This window comes from Pseudomonas sp. RW3S2, from assembly GCF_014268955.1.
Taxonomy (GTDB): domain Bacteria; phylum Pseudomonadota; class Gammaproteobacteria; order Pseudomonadales; family Pseudomonadaceae; genus Aquipseudomonas; species Aquipseudomonas wayambapalatensis.
Genome location: NZ_JABWRM010000022.1, coordinates 38,084 through 55,886, shown reverse-complemented (window position 1 = coordinate 55,886; position 17,803 = coordinate 38,084). Strand labels below are relative to the sequence as shown.

The window sequence follows — 17,803 nt, the reverse complement described above, 5'->3', positions numbered from 1 at the left end:
AACCAACCAGGAGAAGCCCCATGGCCGTTACCCCGATCGATACCCCCGGCAGCACCCCGAGCAGCGCTGAAGCGCGCTTCGATGCTGCGCTCGGCAAATCCCAGGACGCCTCTGACGATCCAAGCTTCCAGGAGGCGCTGGTGAACCAGGCCGTGATGATCGGCGGGCAGTTCATCATCATGCCCAAGGCGCAGGAAATGCTGAACGAAGCCCAGTCCTCGGACGACGATGAGTAAGCGGCCATGACAGCCAGTCTTGCGACTACGGCGGCACTGCCGCCGTCAGGAGGACAAGGGGGGCTTGGTGCCTCCCAGAACCTCTTCGAACACATGGCCAACAGCGCCAAGGGCATGCCTGAAGGTGCCAGTCCTCACCAGATCGGTGAGAGCCTGATGCAGCGCCTGGATGGTTTCATCGACCGTTCGCGCACCTTCAGCGCTCGGGCCGAGTTGCTTAGCCATGGCGGCCCAGCGATGCCATCGTCGAGCCCGGCCGTGGGCTCGTCGCCGTTCATGGCGCCGGGCGCCGAGGGCACGCCCAAGGTCGGAGAGACCCAGGTCGCGAACATCGTCGAGTCCCTCGGGCGGATGTTCGACTACTCCATCGAAACCCAGATGGTGGTGCGTGGCGCGACCCAGGTTTCCGGCTCCGCCAACACCCTGCTCAAAGGACAATGAATCGATGACCCGTCGTTGGCGAGCCCTGCGTGTGCTGATCGTCGTCGCCCTGGCCAGCCTGTTGCAGGCCTGTGACATGGACTTGTACAGCAACCTCAGCGAGCGCGAGGCCAATGCCATGCTCGCGGTGTTGCTGCGCGATGGCATACCGGCCTCGCGCAAGGTCCAGGACAACGGCCAGATGAAGATCGTGGTGGACGAGCGTCGCTTTGCCGACGCCATGGCCCGCCTCGACGAGGCCGGGCTGCCGGGGCAGTCGTTCTCCAACCTGGGCGAAGTGTTCAAGAGCAATGGCCTGGTGTCCTCGCCGGTGCAGGAGCGTGCGCAGATGGTCTACGCCCTGAGCGAAGAGCTGTCGCACAGCGTCTCGCAGATCGACGGCATCGTCTCGGCGCGGGTACATGTGGTGCTGCCGGACAACGACTTGCTCAAGCGGGTGATTTCCCCGTCGTCGGCCTCGGTGCTGGTGCGCTATGACGCCAACACCGACATCAATCCGCTGATCCCGCAGATCAAGACCCTGGTCGCCAACGGCATTTCCGGGCTCAGCTATGACGGTGTGTCGGTGACAGCGATCAAGGCTGCGGCCCCCAGGAGCGAAGACGAGGGGCAGCCGCGCCTGGTCAGCGTGATGGGCATCTGGATGCTAGAGCAAGATGCGTCCCGCGCGCGTCTGCTGCTCGGTGGCAGCCTGCTGGTGGCGCTGGCCCTCGCCGGGCTGTTGGGCTGGCGACACTGGCAGCAGCGTCGTGGTCGTGCGCTGTACAGCCTGTCGGAGGCGCCATGAGCCTGATGCCCCAATGGCAGGCCCTGCTGGGGCAGCCTCTGGCCTTTGTCGACCGGCGCCACCTGCGCCGCTGTTTCGCCGAGAACGTCGCCGGTGCGCAGATCCAGGCATTGATCGAGTCGCCGCGTTTCCACGCGCGCCTGCAGGCGCTGATGCTGGCGCACTTCCAGTTGCAGCCGTTGGATCAGGTGTCGCAACCGACCGAACAGGACCTGCCGGTATTGCTGCTGGCGCCGCAGGACTTCGCCCGTTTGCCGCGCCTGTGTGGGGCCATCTGGCATGGTGCGACCTTGGGCCGGGAAATCCGTCGCGAGGTGGTCGAGCACCTGCGTCAGGGTCTTGGGCATGAGGTCTTCGGCCTGGCCATTGCTCACCGCCAATGGGGCGGGGCAATGGACCTGTTGCGCCAGCCTGACGACCTGCTGACCGCCATCGATCACGACGGTGCGCGCTGTGTGCAGGCCTGGTTCGACGAGCAGCCCGCCGACCTGCGCGATTGGCTGCAATTGCGCCTGCCGATGCCTGTGGCGGAAGGTTCGGCATCGTTGGCCGACCCTGGCATCGTGCGTCGGGTCGCCGCCTTGCTGATGCCGTTGTCCGAGAACCGGGAGAGCGTGCAATGAGTCAGCTGCCCAGCCGTCCGGCGTCGCGCATTCTGCGTGCCGCCGAGGTCCAGGCCTGGACCGATGGACGCGATTACCTGCAGGCCGCCCGCGATGAGGCCGAACGTATCCGTGAAGACAGCGCCCGCTGGCTGGAGCAGGCCCGCGCCGAGGGTTTTGAACTCGGCCGCGCCAAAGGCGCCGAGGCAGTCAGCGAATTGCTGGCCGACACTGCCGCCAAGGTCGAGGCCTACCTGGCGGGGCTGGAAAACAGCCTGGCCGACTTAGCCCTGGGCATTGCCCGCGAAGTGCTGGAGAGCCTGGGGGACGCCGAGCGCATCGTGCTGTGCACACGCAAGGCGCTGGTTGCGTTTCGCCAGGACCAGGCGCTGACGCTGTTCGTGCCGCGCCTGGAGGTCGAGGCCGTGCGCCGCCGCATGCACGGCGAAACGGATGGCCTGGCGACGATCGCCGTGGAGTCCGATGATCAATTGCAGCCCGGTCAGGCTCGCCTGAGCAGCCCGGTCGGCTCGGTGGAGCTGGGGCTGGACGCCCAGTTGCAGGCGCTGCGCCGTAGCCTGTTGCCGTTCGCCGAGGTGACGCCGTGAGCTTGCAAGCGTTGTTGCCGCGCCTGCACGCGCGCCTGGGCGATGCCCGGCCACGGCCGATGAAGGGCACCATCCGCAGCATTCGTGGTGTGTTGCTGCGTGCCAGCGTCGCCGGGGTGCGCATCGGCGAGCTGTGCCGCCTGCACGACCCGTCCAGTGGTCGCGCCCTGGCGGCAGAGGTCATCGGTTTCGATGGCGACGAGGCGATTCTCTCGCCGATCGGCTCGCTCGAAGGCTTGTCGACGCACACCGAGATCACGGCCACCGGCGAGGCGCTGGGGGTGAGCGTGGGCGATGGCCAGTTGGGGCGGGTCATCAGCCCCATGGGCGATTACCTCGATGGTGATCGCCAGCCGCCGCTGGGGCCGATGCGCCGTTATCCGCTGCAGGCCGAGCCGCCTGAACCCTTCGCCCGGCAGGTGATCGTCGAGCCGTTGTCGGTGGGGGTTCGCGCCATCGACGGGCTGCTGACCCTTGGCCGTGGCCAGCGCATGGGCCTGTTCGGTGAGCCGGGGGTGGGCAAGTCGTCGCTGCTCGCCAGCATGGTGCGCAACACCGATGCCGACGTGGTGGTGATCGGCCTGATCGGCGAGCGTGGCCGCGAAGTGCGCGAGCTGCTCGACGTGCAGCTCGATGCCCAGGCCCGCGCGCGCACCGTGGCGGTGGTCGCCACTTCCGACCGGCCGGCCGCCGAGCGTGCCCGCGCCGCCTATGTGGCGACGGTGCTGGCCGAGTATCACCGCGACCAGGGCCGCAACGTGCTGCTGCTGATGGACAGCCTGACCCGCTTCGCCCGCGCCCAGCGCGAGATCGGCCTGGCGGTGGGCGAGCCGCCGACCCGTCGCGGTTATCCGCCGTCGTTCTTCTCGGCCCTGCCGCGCCTGCTGGAGCGTGCCGGCCCCGCAGCCCGGGGCAGCATCACGGCGCTGTACACGGTGCTCACCGAAGGCGACGCGGCGACCGATCCGGTGGCCGAGGAGGCGCGCTCGATTCTCGACGGCCATGTGGTGCTCAGCGCCGAGCTTGCCCAGCGCAACCATTTTCCCGCCATCGATGTGCTGCGCAGCCGCAGCCGCCTGATGGAGCAGGTCGCCAGCCCTGAGCAACGCCAGCTGGCCATGCGCATGCGCGAGCTGATGGCGCGGCGCAACGATATCGAAATGCTGATCCGCATCGGTGAATACGCCGCCGGCAGCGACCCACTGGCGGACGAAGCGATCGCCCGCCACGCCGCGATCGAAGCTTTCCTGCGCCAGTCGGCGGCGGAGCCGAGCGGCGCCCGACAAACCCTGGATCACATGCGCAAGGTGCTGGCATGAATGAGGAGCGCCCATGAAGAGTCACGAACTGAAAAGCCTGCAGACCCTGCGCCAATTGCGTGAACAACGGGCGTCGGCGCAACTGGCCGCGCAGCGCCAGCTCTGTCGCCAAACCCATGCGGCCCTCGACGACGCCCGCCAGCGGCTGTGCCTGGCGCGGGAAACCTCTGCGCTCGAGGCGGAAAAACTCTACGGTCGCTTCAGCGAGGGGCTGTCGGTCAAGGCCTGGCTTGCCGCGCAAGTGCACCTGTCGGAGCTGGAGGACGAACAGGAGACGCTGCTGGGTAATCTGGACGAGGCCCACGACTATCACCAGCAGCAGGAGCAGACCCAGGAGAGCCTGCGTCAGGCCCATGTCGCTCGCCAGCGCCAGGCCGATGCCTGGGATTCCCTGGTCGAAGGTCACGCCTTGGGCGAGCGCCGCGTCGGGGAAGCGCAGGATGAAGGCGAAGACCTGTTTGCCCCCTTGCTGGATCTCACGCCTTGACCCTCCAGACCACCGAGGTGCCCGCCGACGCGCTGGCCTTCGAGCACAGCCTGGAGTGCCTTGACCCGCAGTGGCAGGCCCTGCACCAGCGCCTGCATCGGCCGCGCCAGCCCTGGCACGGGCAGTTGGGCGAGGCGGCGTTGAGTGTCACCTGGGCGTCGAGTGGGGCGGTGATGGATGAACCCCAGCTTGAGTTGTGGCTGTCGCTGGGCGAGTCGCCCGTGCAACTGCGTGTGCCGGCCCGTGCCCTCGATCTGCTCGGCTTGCCCGAGGGGATGGTGCTGCCGAGCCTGCCCGCGGCGCTGTTGCTGGAGCAGGCGCTGCTGACGCTGATCGCGCCGTTGGAGCAGTTGTTCGCGCAGCCCATCCGCGTGCTCGACCGCGCGCTCGCGCAGTGCGTCGAGCTGGCGCCGCTGAGCCTTGACCTGGCGGTGCACCTGGGTGACAGCGCGCTGGCGGTGCAATTGCGCTGCGATACAGCGACCTGGGCCGAGATCGCCCTATTGCTGGAACAGCATCCCACCCCCATGCCCCACGACCTCGGTGGCCTGGCGCTGACGCTGGGCGTCGACGGCGGCGAAGCCTGGCTCAGCCTGGCCGAGCTGCGCAGCCTGCTGCCGGGCGATGTGGTCATGCTCGACCCCTGGTCGAACGATCATCTGCGCCTGCACCTGGACGACCAGTGGCGGGCCCGTGTGCAGCGCGACGGACGACGCCTGCAACTACTCGAACCCCCTATCACCGCGCTTGCCTTGAAGGAGCGACACATGAGCGAACAGGGCACCGGGCCGAGCCTGGACAGCAGCCTTGACGAGCTGCAACTGAAACTGGTCTGCCAGGTCGGCAGCGTCGAGTTGAGCCTGGCGCAACTGCGCGAGCTGGGCGTGGGCAGCGTGCTGGAGCTGGCACCGCGCATGCACGAAGGCGTCGACCTGATGATCAACGGCCGTCGCGTCGGCCAAGGCCAATTGGTGAAGATCGGCGACGGCCTGGGCGTGCGCCTGCTGAGCTTTGCCGCATCATGAGTGGCTACCAGCCAAACCTGATCGAGATCATCCTGGTCGTCGCCTCCATCGGCCTGATTCCGCTGGCGGTGGTGACCCTGACCGGGTTCCTGAAGATCTCCGTGGTGCTGTTCCTGATCCGCAACGCCCTGGGTGTGCAGCAGACGCCGCCGAACCTGGTGCTCTATGGCATCGCGCTGATCCTGTCGGTGTACGTCACCACGCCGGTGATCGGCGACATGTACCGGGCCGCGCAAAGCCACGGCCTGCAACTGGAGAACGCCGAGCAGCTCAAGGAGCTGGGCGAGGCGATCAGGCCACCCTTGCAGGCGCACCTGTCGCGCTTCGCCAACGAGAGCGAGCGCGGCTTCTTCGTGCAGGCCACGCAGAACGTTTGGTCCGAAGAGGCCCGGGCCGAGTTGCGCGACGACGATCTGGTAGTGCTGATCCCGGCGTTCGTCAGCTCAGAGCTGACGCGGGCGTTCGAGATCGGTTTCCTGTTGTATATCCCCTTCCTGGTGGTCGACCTGCTGGTGTCCAACGTGTTGATGGCGATGGGCATGTCGATGGTGTCGCCGACGCTGATCTCGATACCGCTGAAGCTGTTCCTCTTCGTTGCGCTGAGCGGCTGGTCGCGCTTGATGCATGGTCTGATTCTGAGCTACGGGAGCTGAGCCGATGGGACAGGACGTGTTCCTTTCGTTGATGAAGCAGGCGCTGATGACGGTGTTGCTGCTGTCGGCGCCCGCGCTGGGGGTGGCGATCATCGTCGGCCTGAGCGTGGGCCTCTTGCAGGCACTGACGCAGATCCAGGACCAGACCCTGCCGCAAGTGGTCAAACTGGTGGCGGTGCTGCTGCTGATCGTCTTCGTCGGCCCGCTGCTGGCCGGGCAGGTGATGGGGCTGGGCAACCAGGTGCTGGACAACTTCGCGCTGTGGACGCGCTGACCGGGCATGGACGCAGGTTTCGTCAATGCCTTTCTGGAGATCGCCTACCCGGTGATCAGTTCGGCCGCGCTCTCCACGGCCCGTGCCATGGGCGTGGTGGTGATCACCCCGGCCTTCAACCGCTTGGGCCTGACCGGGATGATCCGCACCTGCGCCGCCGTGGCGATTTCGGTGCCGATGTTCCTGCCGGTGTTCTCGGCCTTTACCGCCTCGCCTGAGCTTGGCGGATTCTGGCTGGCGGGCTTGCTGATCAAGGAGTTCCTGGTCGGGTTGGTGGTCGGTCTGTTGTTCGGCATCCCGTTCTGGGCGGCGGAAGTGGCGGGGGAGCTGATCGACCTGCAGCGGGGCTCGACCATGGCGCAACTGGTGGATCCGCTGTCGTCGGGAGAGTCGGGGGTGATGGCAACCTTGCTCACCGTGATGCTGATCGCGCTGTATTTCATGTCGGGTGGTTTCATCCTCATGGTCGATGGCTACCTGCACAGCTACCAGTTATGGCCGGTGACCCAGTTCACGCCGTTGTTCGCCGGTTCCGCGCTGACGGCGGTGCTGTCGATCCTCGACCAGGTGATGCGCATCGGGGTGCTGATGGTGTCGCCGTTGCTGATTTCGTTGCTGATCACCGACCTGATGCTCGCCTACCTTTCGCGCATGGCGCCGAGCCTGCACATCTTCGACCTGTCGCTGCCGGTGAAGAACCTGTTCTTCACCCTTCTGATGGTGGTCTACATCGGCTTCCTGGTGCCGCTGATGCTCGATCAGCTTGCGGAGTTTCGCGGCACGGTCGGGGTGCTGCAGAGCCTGGTGGAGGGGGGCAATGGCTGACACCAGCGAAGAGAAGTCGCAGCCGGCAACGGACAAGAAACTCAAGGACGCGCGCAAGAAGGGCCAGGTCGCCAAGAGCCAGGACCTGGTGTCGGGGGTGGTGATCCTGCTCTGCACCCTGTGCATCGCCATCCTCGCGCCACGGGCCAAGGCCCAGGTCACGGCACTGGTGGACCTGACCGCGCAGATCTACATCGAACCCTTCGCCACGGTGTGGCCGCGCCTGCTCGATACCGCCGAGCAACTGCTGATCGGCATCACCCTGCCGGTGATGGCGGTGACGGTGACGGCCGTGGTGCTGACCAACCTGGTGACCATGCGCGGGCTGGTGTTCTCGGTCGAGCCGCTGAAGCCGGATTTCAAGCGCATCAACCCGGCCGAGGGCTTCAAGCGGATCTTCGCCATGCGCAACGTGGTGGAATTCCTCAAGGGCCTGGTGAAGGTGCACTTGCTGGGGCTGGCGTTCTATGTGGTCGGGCGCCATGCGCTGCAGGCGTTGATGGAGTCGTCGCGGTGTGGGCCGGAGTGCCTGCAGTCGACCTTCCTGCTGGTGCTCAAGCCGCTGGTGTTCACGGTACTGGCGGCGTTTCTGGTGCTGGGGGCGGCGGATGTGCTGATGCAGCGCTGGCTGTTCGGCCGCGACATGCGCATGACTCGCAGCGAGCAGAAGCGCGAGCGCAAGGATACCGATGGCGATCCGTTGATCAAGCGCGAGCTGCGCCGCCAGCGCCAGGAAATGCAGGCCATGGCGACCAAGCTGGGGCTGGGCCGGGCGTCGTTGATGGTGGGGGTGGCGGGTGGTTGGGTGGTGGGTTTGCGCTATGTGCGCGGCGAGACCCCGGTGCCGGTGGTGGTGTGCCAGGCAGACCCTGAAGACAGCGTGCGGATGCTTGGCGAAGCTGCGCAACTGGGGATCCCCCATGCCATGGATGCGCGCCTGGCGGCGGAGCTTGCCCGGCGCACCGTGGCGGGGGACCCGGTGCCGGACAGCACCTTCCAGACCGTGGCTGATCTGTTGGTGGCTGCGCGGTTGATCTGAGCACCTTTGACGCCTTCAGCGTGCCGCTATCGAGAGCTTGCGGGAGCTCGGCGACCAGGTTGCGCGACCGACATCAAAGGCTCATGGAAGTCTGATCCCAGGCGAGCTCGACCTCTAGAACGCACCACCTTGGCAAATTACAAAACGGTCTCACCTGTGTGAAAACTGTGTGTTGACCAGGCGCTCCTGACGACGCTGATCCCAGGCCTGACTGGTGCGCCTGGGGGCTTCCTCCGGTTGGCTGGTCAACTGCGACAGGCTGGCGGTGATGCGTCCGGCCCAGAATCGCGCGCCCTGTTCCTGGGCCTCGTGCATGGCCTGATTAAGCAGTTCCTGGGCTTGCGCCTGGCGTTCGGGCGAATCGGGCCTGGCCAGCAGTTGGGCCTTGATGCGCAACAGCTCGGGACGGAACCAGCGTTCCTGGCGAGCGGCGGTCACGGCCAGGGTCTGGTCGAGGATCTCGATGGCCAACTGCTCCAGGCCCAGTTGCGCCAGACCTTGGGCGTACTCGCTGCGCACCAGGTTGTACAGCGGGCTGTCGCCGATCGCATGGAGCTGGTCGAGTGCTTCGCCCAGGCCGCGCACGCCGTCTTCGGCATTGCCCTGGCGGATCAGCAGGATGTGCTCGAAGCACCGGGCGAACAGGCGCCATACCGGCATCTCGTGGTGCCCCAGGCTGTCCTTGAGGCGGGCAAGAAACTCGCGGCTGCGCTTTTCGTGGCCGACCAGCAGGGTGATGGGGATCGCGCTCAGGCTCAGGGTGTACCAGAGGCTGGCCGGGTGGTGCTGGGTCAGCGCCGCCTCGACGTTGGCCTCGATGGTCAGCAGGGCCTGACCGACCTGGCCTTGCAGCAACTGCACCTGGGCCTTGAGCGAGCGCGCGGCGATCCCCTGGTCGAAGTGGCTGTCGATGACGTGGGCGCGGGGCATCATCGGGAAACTCAGGGCTTCGCTGATCGCCTGGCGGGCGCCATCGAAGTCGGCCATCTGGAACAGCGGCGTTGCACGCATGCGTCGGCCGAGCATGCGCCGCTCAAGGATGCCGGTGCGTTCGCTGAGCTGGATGTACTGGTTGGCCAGGTCCAGCGCCTCGGCGTGCTGGTTGCTGCAGCAGTGGTCGTGCCAGAGGCCCCACAGGCCGCGCAGTTCATGCTCGGTGTCGCCCAGGGTACGGGCGTCTTCGATCACCTGCTGCCAGGCGTCGCGGATCGACTGCCCGGCACCGCGGGTCAGGGCCATGACGCTGGCCGAGAGGGTCAGCAGGAGCATGCGCTGGCGAGGTGTGATGGCCTCGAAACGCAGGCCGCGGTCGACCCAGGCGTGGCATTCGTCGACCCGTGACAGGCGCAGCCACAGCGGCACGCTCATCAGCGTGAGTTCGACGCCGAGGCAGGCGTCGCCCTGGTCGCTGAAACACCAGTTCAAGGCGCTGCGTACGCTGTCGCTGCCGGGGCTGTGCAGGGCCAGCCAGCTGTCGCTGTCCAGGCGCTCCAGGTCTTGTACCGCGCGGCGTTGCTCCTGAAGGGTGTATTGCGCGTGGCGCTGGGCGATAGCATCAGTCTCGTCATGCAGAGCCAGCTGCTGCGCTGCGTACACGCGGGCCGTGTGGTGCAGGCGGTAGCGCTTGATCGGTTGCGCGCCGGCGGCCACCAGCAGTGACTTGTCCATCAGGCTTTCCACCAGCCAGGCGGTGTCCTGGAACGGGCCTGGCTGGACCTCGACCACCGCCTTGGCGGCGGCGAGGGTGAAGCTGCCGGTGAACACCGACAACTGCCGGAACATCGCCTGCTCCTGCGTGCACAGCAGGGCGTGGCTCCACTCCAGCGAGGCTTGCAGGGTGCGGTGGCGGGGCAGGGCGGTACGCCGGCCGGCCATCTGCAGGCGGAAGTCGCCATCGAGCAGTTCGACCAGATAGGCCAGGCCAAAGGCGCGGACGTGGCTGGCGGCGATCTCGATGGCCAGCGGATTGCCGTCGAGGGTGCGGCACAGTGCGAGCGCCGCCGGCACGTCGGCATCGCCGAAGGCAAAGTCTGTGTCGTGCGCTGCGGCACGTTCGACGAACAACTGGACGGCGGGGCTGAGCAGGGCCTGGGCGGCGCACAGCACGTGATCGTTTGCGGGGCAGGGCAGCGGCGCGACCTCGTGGACGCATTCGCCTTCGGCGTGCAGGGCTTCGCGGCTGGTGACCAGGATATGGCAGCCCGGCGCCTGTTGCCGCAGGGCTTCGACCAGGGTCGCGGTGGCTTCGAGCACGTGGTCGCAGTTGTCCAGGATCAGCAGGTGGCGTGCTTCGTCGAGCAGGGCGGCGATCAGCGCCACGGCGTCTTGTGCGGTGCTATCGATGCCCAGCGCCGCCGCCACCATGTCGGCGACGCAGGCAGGCTGGTCAGCCTCGGTGAGGTCGACGAAGGTGCGCCCCTCGCTGAAGTCTTCGGCCATGGCGTGGGCGAGCGTCAGTGCCAGGGTGGTCTTGCCGATACCGCCGGTGCCGGTGAGGGTGAGCAGGCGGCGGCTGCGCAGGGTTTCGGCCAGGCTCTGGCGAATGTCGTCGCGGCCGATGACGCTGCTGCCAAGGCTCGGGAGATCGTTGCCGGTCTTCGTTGCGAGCAGGGGTTGTGGCGCCATTTCACGGATGGTCACCGGGGCCACGAAGCGGTAGCCGCGGCCCGGTACGGTGACGATGTAGGTGAAGTCGCCTTCTTCGCCAAGCACTCGGCGCAGGGTGGTCATCTGCGCGCGCAGGTTGCATTCCTCGACGACGACCTTGGGCCAGACCAGCGCCAGCAGCTCGTTCTTTTCCAACAGCTCGCCGGTTCGGCTCGCCAGCGTGACCAGCAGTTGCAGCGCACGGCTGCCCAACTGCACCAGCTCCCCGTCCTTGAACAGCAGATGCTGCTGGGGGTATAGCACGAAGGACCCAAAGCACAGGGCGTTTTCCGGATCAGGGGTATCCAGGGCGTCCAGGGCGACAATCTTTCCGGGCTTGGTCTTGGTCAGGGGCATGATTAAACCTTTATGAATGAGTTAGTTATTGGCGGTCTTGAAGGGCGCCTTTGTTGTTTCACATGTTCAGGATAAACAGCACGATCCGACGTAAAGGTCTGTCTTGGCGGCACGGGCGAACTTCGATAGCCAATGGCCACTCGCTTGTCATTGTTCGCTCATCTTTCGCAAGGCATGTCGCGGAAGGACTCCGCAACGGATCAAATTCTGGCAAGTACCGTGCCATGGATCCGATGATTATCAGGTAACGGGCGTCCTTGAACTTTCGCGAAACGATGCGCACTGCCGAGGTCGGTCGTGGTTTTATTCGGAATTCCGAATGTTTCATTCGTATGGCGTTCGGGTTGCCGAATGAGTGAGGTCGCGGACGTGCTTTGCCGGACGACGACGGCGAATGGAGGCATTGTAAATCGCGGGCTGTACGGATCATGACGGTGTGTACTGACAAAAAGCCGAATAGCGCCCGGCGGTTCCCCGCCATACCTGGCAAAGGGTGTTAAGTGTGTGCGCAATGCGCAGCCACGGCGCGATTCATTGTTGGGCGGGGATAAACTGACCCCCCTATGGATACTATTTAGATCATCCTTGTGTGTCGTTTATTAGTTGGCGGTAATCCGCCATCGCGAAGTTTGTGAACACATTCGCAGTTGTCATCTTTATCGTGAAACAAATGGCGGGTTTGCGGTAAGGTTTGCGGTCGTCTTTCGCAGGCGGTCATGCGCACTAAATTTGTTATTGACTGTTTTTATTGGGAAAGTCCGGAAGTTTCGAGTAATTGCTCGAAAACATTGCGCGTGCCATCTTTTTTTGCACCACAACAGGCCCTGGCGATAAACCGCCACGCATGACAGCACCCCGGGGCCGGGGTGCAGAAAGGCGGGAAGATCAGGAACGTGGGGCGGCGTTATCGGCTGCTCAGGCCACGCCGCCGTTGGCGCGCAGGATCTGGCCGTTGACCCAGCCGCTGTCGGGGCCGGCGAGGAAGGCGACGACACCGGCGATATCCTCTGGCTGGCCCAGGCGGCCCAGGGGCGGAGCCTGAGTGGCGGCCTGGATCTGCTCGGGCGTCTTGTCGGCCAGGAACAGATCGGTTTCCACCGGGCCAGGGGCCACGGCATTGACGGTGATGTTGCGACCGCGCAGCTCCTTGGCGAACACCTGGGTGAAGGCCTCGACCGCGGCCTTGGTGCCGTTGTAGATGGCGTAGCCTGGCATTTTCAGGGCCAGCGTGGTGCTGGTCAGGTTGATGATGCGCCCGCCGTCGTTCAGGCGTGTGGCTGCAGCGCGCAGGGTGTTGAACACGCCCTGGGTGTTGATCGCGAAGTTGCGGGCGTACAGCTCGTCGCTGGTCTGCGCCAAGGGCGCGACCTTGAGGATGCCGGCGTTGTTGACCAGCACATCGATGCGACCCAGTTGCCGCTCGAGGGTGTCGAACAGGGTTTGCACCTGGCCTGCGCTGGACACATCGGCCTTGAGGGCGATGGCCTTGCCGCCGGCCTGGCGGATCTCGCTCACCAGCGCATCGGCTTCGTCATCGTTGCTGGCGTAGTTGATCGCCACGGCGAAGCCGTCACGGCTGAGGCGGCGGGCGATGGCGGCACCGATGCCGCGCGAGGCGCCGGTGATCAAGGCTACTTGAGAGGTCATGCTGGGCATCCTTCTGAGTGGGTGTGGGAAGGAGTGTGGACTGTTGGCGAAAAAAGATAATTGCGCGGCAGGTGCGATCAGTGTTCCATTTGCTTTAATTATCGCCTTGGCGTCTTTTCCCTTGCGAAGCAAGCGTAGCCGCCACCTTCCAGGAGAACCCGTCCATGGATCGCTTCCAGGAAATGCAGGTGTTCGTGCGTATCGCCGAGCGCGGCAGTTTTTCCCAGGCCGCCGAAGACCTGCAGATCCCGCGGGCCACCGTCACCAACCTGATCAAGCGCCTGGAGCAGCGCCTCGGCGTGCGCCTGCTCGAGCGCACCACCCGGCATGTGCGCATGACCCACGATGGCGAGGCCTACTACCACCGATGCGTGCGCCTGTTGCTGGACCTCGAGGAGACCGAAAGCGCCTTTCGCAATGCCCCGCCCAAGGGCCTGCTGCGGGTCAACCTGCAGGGCACCCTGGCCAAGCATTTCGTCATGCCGGCGCTGGGTGGGTTTTTGGCGCAGTACCCGGACATTACCCTGCGCATCGGTGAGGACGACCGCCTGGTCGATCTGGTGCGCGAAGGCGTGGACTGCGTGCTGCGGGCGGGCCTGCTGCAGGATTCGTCGTTGATCGGCCGACAGGTCGCCAGCCTTGAACAGGTGACCGTGGCAAGCCCCGAGTACCTCGCGCAACACGGCACGCCCGCGACGCTGGACGACTTGCAGCAGCATTTCGCGGTGGATTACCTGTCCAGCGCCACCGGCAGGGCGGTGCCCCTGGAGTTCAGGGTCGGTCGTGAGGTGGTGGAGCGTTTGTTGCCAGCGAGGGTTTCGGTGACCGGCGTTGACCTGTACACCGGCGCGGCGCTGTCGGGGCTGGGGATCGTTCAGGTCCCGCGCTACCGGATTGTCCAGGAACTGGCGGCCGGCAGCCTGCGCGAAGTGTTGCCGGACTGCCCGCCACCGCCGATGCCGGTGTCGGTGGTGTACCCACAGAGCCGACAACTGTCGGCGCGGGTGCGGGTGTTTTCGCAGTGGTTGGCGGCGCAGTTAGGGCAAGGTCGCTGACCGGGTGACCGACGGTGAGGGAATAAACCGGCGTGGCGGGCGTTTACGAGCTGAAAACCCCAACGACCGGAGTCGTCACCATGCCCCACCTGCGTACCCTTGCCCACGGCACTCTGCTTCTCGGCACCCTTGGCCTGGCCAAGCGCTGAGCAGGCTCAGCCTGCGCTGAACAGTGCACGTGCTTCGTCGAAGCACTGTTCGGCGATGGCCGAGCGTGGTTCGCTGCGACGCAGCAACAGGCCCACCGGGCTGTGAATGCTGGCGTCGGCCACCGGGATGATGCGCAGGTGTTCGCTCAGCTCTTCCAGGCCGCAGTCCAGCGGCATCACCGCGCAGCAGATGCCGGCGTTCAGTGCCTGGATCAGTTGGAAGGTCGAGTCGCTTTCCAGCACGGCCTGGGGTTCCAGGCCGCGGCTGCGAAAGCTCAGGTCCAGCGACTGGCGGTAGTGCATGCCTTTGCTCAGCAGGCCCAGCGGCAGGCCGTCGAGGTCTTCCCAGCGCAGTTGCTCGGCGTCGAACTGGAAGTGTCGGGTATCGTGCAGCAGGCCCATGGTGGTGGTGCCCAGCTCGATCACATCGAAGAAGCTGACATTGACCTGGTCGAGGTAGCAGATGCCCAGGTCGAGCTGGTTGCGGCTCAGGCCGTCGATGATCTGCTCCGAACTCAGCGAGCTCAGCTGGAAGTGCAGTTCGGGGTATTTCTCGCGCAGCGGCAGCAGCAACTCCATCGGGTTGAAGCTGGCCAGCGGCACGGTGCCCAGGCGCAGGCTGCCGACCACCTGGCCGCGGCAACTGGCGGCCTCGGCCTGCAGGCCGTCGTGGGCGGCGAGCAGGGTCTTGGCCCAGGCCAGGATGCGCTCGCCGGCTTCGGTGAAGCCCTCGAAACGCTGGCCGCGCTTGACCAGCACCAGGTCGAGCTCATCCTCCAGGTTGCGCAGGCGCATCGACAGGGTCGGCTGGGTGATGTGGCACAGCGCGGCGGCCTGGCCGAAGTGGCGGGTCTGGTCGAGGGCGATGAGGAACTTGAGCTGCTTGATGTCCATGGTCGGGCCTGACGATAGAGAAGGACTGCACGACACGTCTTATCGACTGGACGCTCGCGCCGGGCCCCTAGCCTGACGCAAAAAACCCTGTGTAGACAAATCTTGTGAGCGGCCGTCCCTAGCTCAACACATGCTTCACCGGCTCCAGCACCGGCGGCAGCGGCTCGCCCAGCGCAGACAGCACATCGCGCTCCAGCGTGCGCACCATGGCGTCGGTGGGCAGGTCGTTCTCGTCGCGGCCGAACGGGTCTTCCAGTTCGTTGCCGATCGCATCCAGGCCAAGGAAGGTGTAGCTGACGATGGTGGTGAACAGCGGCGCGAGCCAGCCCAGGGGCTGGGCCAGGGCGAACGGCAACAGCAGGCAGAAGATATAGATGGTGCGGTGCAGCAGCAGGGTGTAGGGGAACGGCAGCGGCGTACCCTTGATCCGCTCGCAGGTCGCCTGCACCTCCGACAGCCCCAGCAGGCGTTGCTCGAGCAGGGTATAGCGGAATTCGCTGATGTGCTGCTGGGTGGCCAGGTGCGAGCAGTGCGCGCCGATCTGGCGCAGGATGCCGTCGCAGACATTGTGTTCGGTGCCGACTGCGCCCTCGGCTAGCCACGGCTTCGCGCCACGCAGTTCGTCCTCGTTGCGCAGGCGGGCGTTCAGCGCATGGGCGAAGCCGCACAGGCTGCGCAGCAGCTCACGTCGCAGGGCCGGATCTGCGATCACCACGCTTTCGCGGATGAACGAGCGAGTCTCGATGATCATCCGCCCCCAGGCCTTGCGCCCCTCCCACCAGCGGTCGTAGCAGGCGTTGTTGCGAAAGCTCATGAAGATCGACAGCGACAACCCGAGCAGGGTGAAGGGCGTGGCGCTGACCGGGTAGAACAGCGCCGGGTAGCGTCGCTCGACCAGCACGATCAGCGCTGCCAGCAGGGTCACCATCAGGCAGCGCAGGGCGATGCGCTTGACGATCGAGCCGCGCAGGGTGAACAGCATGCGCAGCATGTCGGTGTTGGAATGGACGATCAAGGCGGTTCCAGAGACGGCCGATCAGCCGCCGGTCATGTTCATGAAGCGCAGGATCTGCACCTCGCCACCCACCTCGAAGTGATGGCGGTAGGGCTTGAGGTGCACGGCGTCGCGAATCGCTTGCTCCAGGCGCTCGCTGTCGCCGGGATGGCTGCGCAGGACCTGTTTGAGGTCCATCGAATGCTCGTTGCCCAGGCACAGCAGCAACCGGCCTTCGACGGTCAGGCGCACGCGATTGCAGGTGGCGCAGAAGTTGTGGCTGTGCGGCGAGATGAAACCGACCCGCGTCTGCGGCGCTTCGGCCAGGCGCCAGTAGCGGGCCGGGCCTTGGGAGGATTCGGCCGATTCGATCAGGGTGAAGTGCGGTTCCAGGCGCTCGCGCACATCGTCGCTGGAGTAGAACGACTCGCCACGCTCGTGCTCGCTGATCACGCCCAACGGCATTTCCTCGATGAAGGTGATGTCCAGTTCGCGGTCGATGGCAAAGCGCACCAGGTCGACGATTTCATCGTCATTGCGGCCCTTGAGCACCACGCAGTTGAGCTTGGTACGGCGGAAGCCTGCCTGGCGCGCAGCGTCGATGCCGGCGATCACCTGGGCCAGGTCGCCGGTGCGGGTCAGGGCCTTGAAGCGTTGTGCATCGAGGCTGTCGAGGCTGATGTTCAGGCGTGTGACGCCAGCATCGAACAGCGGTTGGGCCAGGCGGCCAAGCTGCGAACCATTGCTGGTCATGCACAGCTCGCGCAGGCCGGGCAGGGCGGCGATGCGCCCGCACAGGTCGACGATGCCCTGGCGTACCAGCGGCTCGCCACCGGTCAGGCGGATCTTGCGGGTGCCCAGTGCGACGAAGCGCTCGGCGACCTGGTAGAGCTCTTCGAGGCTGAGGATCTGCTGGCGGGGCAGGAACTGCATGTCTTCGGCCATGCAGTAGACGCAGCGGAAGTCGCAGCGGTCGGTCACCGACATTCGCAGGTAGTCGATTTTTCGGTTGAAACCGTCGATCAGGGCCTGGCTGCTGTGTTCCACGTTCGCGCTCGGAAGGGTGGGGTGGGGTAATGTCCACGCTATAACCTGCAGGCACGGGCGTCAAATTGCTTTGCCCGACCGTTTGATAGGTGTGATCTATCAAGCGATCGGTAAGGGCGCATCAGGCCGCTGCCGTGATCTTCTCACCGATACACCGGAAACGCCGTGGTGTACTTGATCTGTTCCATGGCAAAGCTGGACGTGATGTTCGACAGCCCGTCGGTGCTGGTGATCAGCTTCTTGTAGAAGCGGTCGTAGGCGGCAATGTCGCTGACCACCACCCGCAGCATGTAGTCCCAGTCGCCGGACATGCGGTAGAACTCCATCACTTCCTCGAAACCGGTCACGGTCCTGGCGAAATGCTCGAGCCAGGCGCTGTCGTGGCGCTGGGTCTTGAGCTGGACGAACACGCTCAGGCCCAGGTTGATGCGCTCGGGGTCGAGCAGGGCGACGCGGCCGCGGATATAGCCTTCATCCTCCAGGCGCTTGACCCGTTTCCAGCAGGGCGTGGTGGTCAGGTTGACCGCCTCGGCCAGGTCTTTGAGGGAGATCGAGGCGTCGCGCTGGAGCAGGGTGAGGATGTGCTGGTCGAAACTGTCCATGGCGATAGGGGCCGGCTTTGCAGAAAAAGTTTCTCGAGAGTAGCTCAATAGGGGAATCGCTTGCTACGTCTGGCGCTGTTGCAGCGGGTCGGGCCGGGATATGCGATAGTGGCGGT

At 65.5% G+C, this 17,803-nt stretch carries 19 protein-coding genes; 13 read left to right on the top strand and 6 right to left on the bottom strand.

The genetic code is table 11. The annotated features are described in order from the left end of the window. The first annotated feature begins 20 nt into the window (after positions 1–20). From HU748_RS23570 to HU748_RS23515, 12 genes are read left to right on the top strand one after another with little or no spacing between them, the layout of a single operon-like run. A complete protein-coding gene (locus HU748_RS23570) occupies positions 21–236 on the top strand; it encodes a hypothetical protein (protein WP_186666937.1) in 216 nt (71 codons plus the stop codon). Positions 237–242: 6 nt separating this feature from the next. After that, positions 243–677, top strand: coding sequence for a hypothetical protein (locus HU748_RS23565; RefSeq protein ID WP_186722163.1), 435 nt, complete (start codon positions 243–245; stop codon positions 675–677). A 4-nt stretch (positions 678–681) separates the two neighbouring features. Further along, the gene (gene sctJ, locus HU748_RS23560) at positions 682–1,464 is read left to right on the top strand and encodes a type III secretion inner membrane ring lipoprotein SctJ (protein ID WP_186722161.1); all 783 of its coding nucleotides are present in this window, start codon (positions 682–684) and stop codon (positions 1,462–1,464) included. Further along, positions 1,461–2,087: a type III secretion protein gene (locus tag HU748_RS23555; RefSeq protein WP_186722159.1), complete on the top strand. Its 627-nt coding sequence runs from the start codon at positions 1,461–1,463 to the stop codon at positions 2,085–2,087. The genes sctJ and HU748_RS23555 overlap by 4 nt, the downstream gene beginning before the upstream one ends. After that, positions 2,084–2,674: a FliH/SctL family protein gene (locus HU748_RS23550; protein WP_186666933.1), complete on the top strand. Its 591-nt coding sequence runs from the start codon at positions 2,084–2,086 to the stop codon at positions 2,672–2,674. Before HU748_RS23555 ends, HU748_RS23550 begins: the two co-directional genes overlap by 4 nt. Then, the gene (locus tag HU748_RS23545) at positions 2,671–3,993 is read left to right on the top strand and encodes a FliI/YscN family ATPase (RefSeq protein ID WP_186722157.1); all 1,323 of its coding nucleotides are present in this window, start codon (positions 2,671–2,673) and stop codon (positions 3,991–3,993) included. The genes HU748_RS23550 and HU748_RS23545 overlap by 4 nt, the downstream gene beginning before the upstream one ends. Positions 3,994–4,006: 13 nt before the next feature. Next, on the top strand, positions 4,007–4,480 hold the full coding sequence (locus tag HU748_RS23540; RefSeq protein WP_186722155.1) for a YscO family type III secretion system apparatus protein: 474 nt from the start codon (positions 4,007–4,009) through the stop codon (positions 4,478–4,480). Then, complete coding sequence (locus tag HU748_RS23535) at positions 4,477–5,505, top strand: FliM/FliN family flagellar motor switch protein (RefSeq protein ID WP_186722153.1); 1,029 nt, start codon at positions 4,477–4,479, stop codon at positions 5,503–5,505. The genes HU748_RS23540 and HU748_RS23535 overlap by 4 nt, the downstream gene beginning before the upstream one ends. Next, positions 5,502–6,158, top strand: a complete 657-nt coding sequence (sctR, locus tag HU748_RS23530; RefSeq protein WP_063543624.1) for a type III secretion system export apparatus subunit SctR — start codon at positions 5,502–5,504, stop codon at positions 6,156–6,158. The genes HU748_RS23535 and sctR overlap by 4 nt, the downstream gene beginning before the upstream one ends. Positions 6,159–6,162: 4 nt before the next feature. After that, positions 6,163–6,432, top strand: coding sequence for a flagellar biosynthetic protein FliQ (locus tag HU748_RS23525; protein WP_054892864.1), 270 nt, complete (start codon positions 6,163–6,165; stop codon positions 6,430–6,432). Between the two features lie 6 nt (positions 6,433–6,438). Further along, positions 6,439–7,257: a type III secretion system export apparatus subunit SctT gene (gene sctT, locus HU748_RS23520; protein WP_186666929.1), complete on the top strand. Its 819-nt coding sequence runs from the start codon at positions 6,439–6,441 to the stop codon at positions 7,255–7,257. Then, positions 7,250–8,296 carry an EscU/YscU/HrcU family type III secretion system export apparatus switch protein gene (locus tag HU748_RS23515; RefSeq protein WP_186709759.1) on the top strand — a complete coding sequence of 349 codons (1,047 nt, stop codon included), beginning with the start codon at positions 7,250–7,252 and terminating at the stop codon, positions 8,294–8,296. Before sctT ends, HU748_RS23515 begins: the two co-directional genes overlap by 8 nt. A gap of 150 nt (positions 8,297–8,446) precedes the next feature. On the opposite strand, the gene HU748_RS23510 is transcribed toward HU748_RS23515, so the two are convergent. Both HU748_RS23510 and HU748_RS23505 read right to left on the bottom strand, forming a co-directional pair. Next, positions 8,447–11,299 (bottom strand): winged helix-turn-helix domain-containing protein, encoded by a 2,853-nt coding sequence (locus HU748_RS23510; protein WP_186722151.1) that lies wholly within the window; start codon positions 11,297–11,299, stop codon positions 8,447–8,449. 915 nt (positions 11,300–12,214) lie between these two features. Beyond that, positions 12,215–12,955: an SDR family oxidoreductase gene (locus HU748_RS23505; RefSeq protein ID WP_186666927.1), complete on the bottom strand. Its 741-nt coding sequence runs from the start codon at positions 12,953–12,955 to the stop codon at positions 12,215–12,217. A gap of 155 nt (positions 12,956–13,110) precedes the next feature. On the opposite strand from HU748_RS23505, the gene HU748_RS23500 reads away from it, so the two are divergent. After that, positions 13,111–14,001 carry a LysR family transcriptional regulator gene (locus HU748_RS23500; RefSeq protein WP_186666926.1) on the top strand — a complete coding sequence of 297 codons (891 nt, stop codon included), beginning with the start codon at positions 13,111–13,113 and terminating at the stop codon, positions 13,999–14,001. Positions 14,002–14,156: 155 nt separating this feature from the next. On the opposite strand, the gene HU748_RS23495 is transcribed toward HU748_RS23500, so the two are convergent. The 4 genes from HU748_RS23495 to HU748_RS23480 all read right to left on the bottom strand — a co-directional run bounded on the left by HU748_RS23495 (position 14,157) and on the right by HU748_RS23480 (position 17,687). Further along, complete coding sequence (locus HU748_RS23495; protein ID WP_186666925.1) at positions 14,157–15,044, bottom strand: LysR family transcriptional regulator; 888 nt, start codon at positions 15,042–15,044, stop codon at positions 14,157–14,159. Between the two features lie 118 nt (positions 15,045–15,162). After that, the gene (locus HU748_RS23490; RefSeq protein ID WP_186709760.1) at positions 15,163–16,059 is read right to left on the bottom strand and encodes a bestrophin family protein; all 897 of its coding nucleotides are present in this window, start codon (positions 16,057–16,059) and stop codon (positions 15,163–15,165) included. Between the two features lie 21 nt (positions 16,060–16,080). Then, entirely contained in the window at positions 16,081–17,085 is a 1,005-nt protein-coding gene (moaA, locus tag HU748_RS23485; protein ID WP_186709761.1) for a GTP 3',8-cyclase MoaA, read from the bottom strand. A 143-nt stretch (positions 17,086–17,228) separates the two neighbouring features. Further along, complete coding sequence (locus tag HU748_RS23480) at positions 17,229–17,687, bottom strand: Lrp/AsnC family transcriptional regulator (protein WP_065861420.1); 459 nt, start codon at positions 17,685–17,687, stop codon at positions 17,229–17,231. Positions 17,688–17,803: the final 116 nt, after the last annotated feature.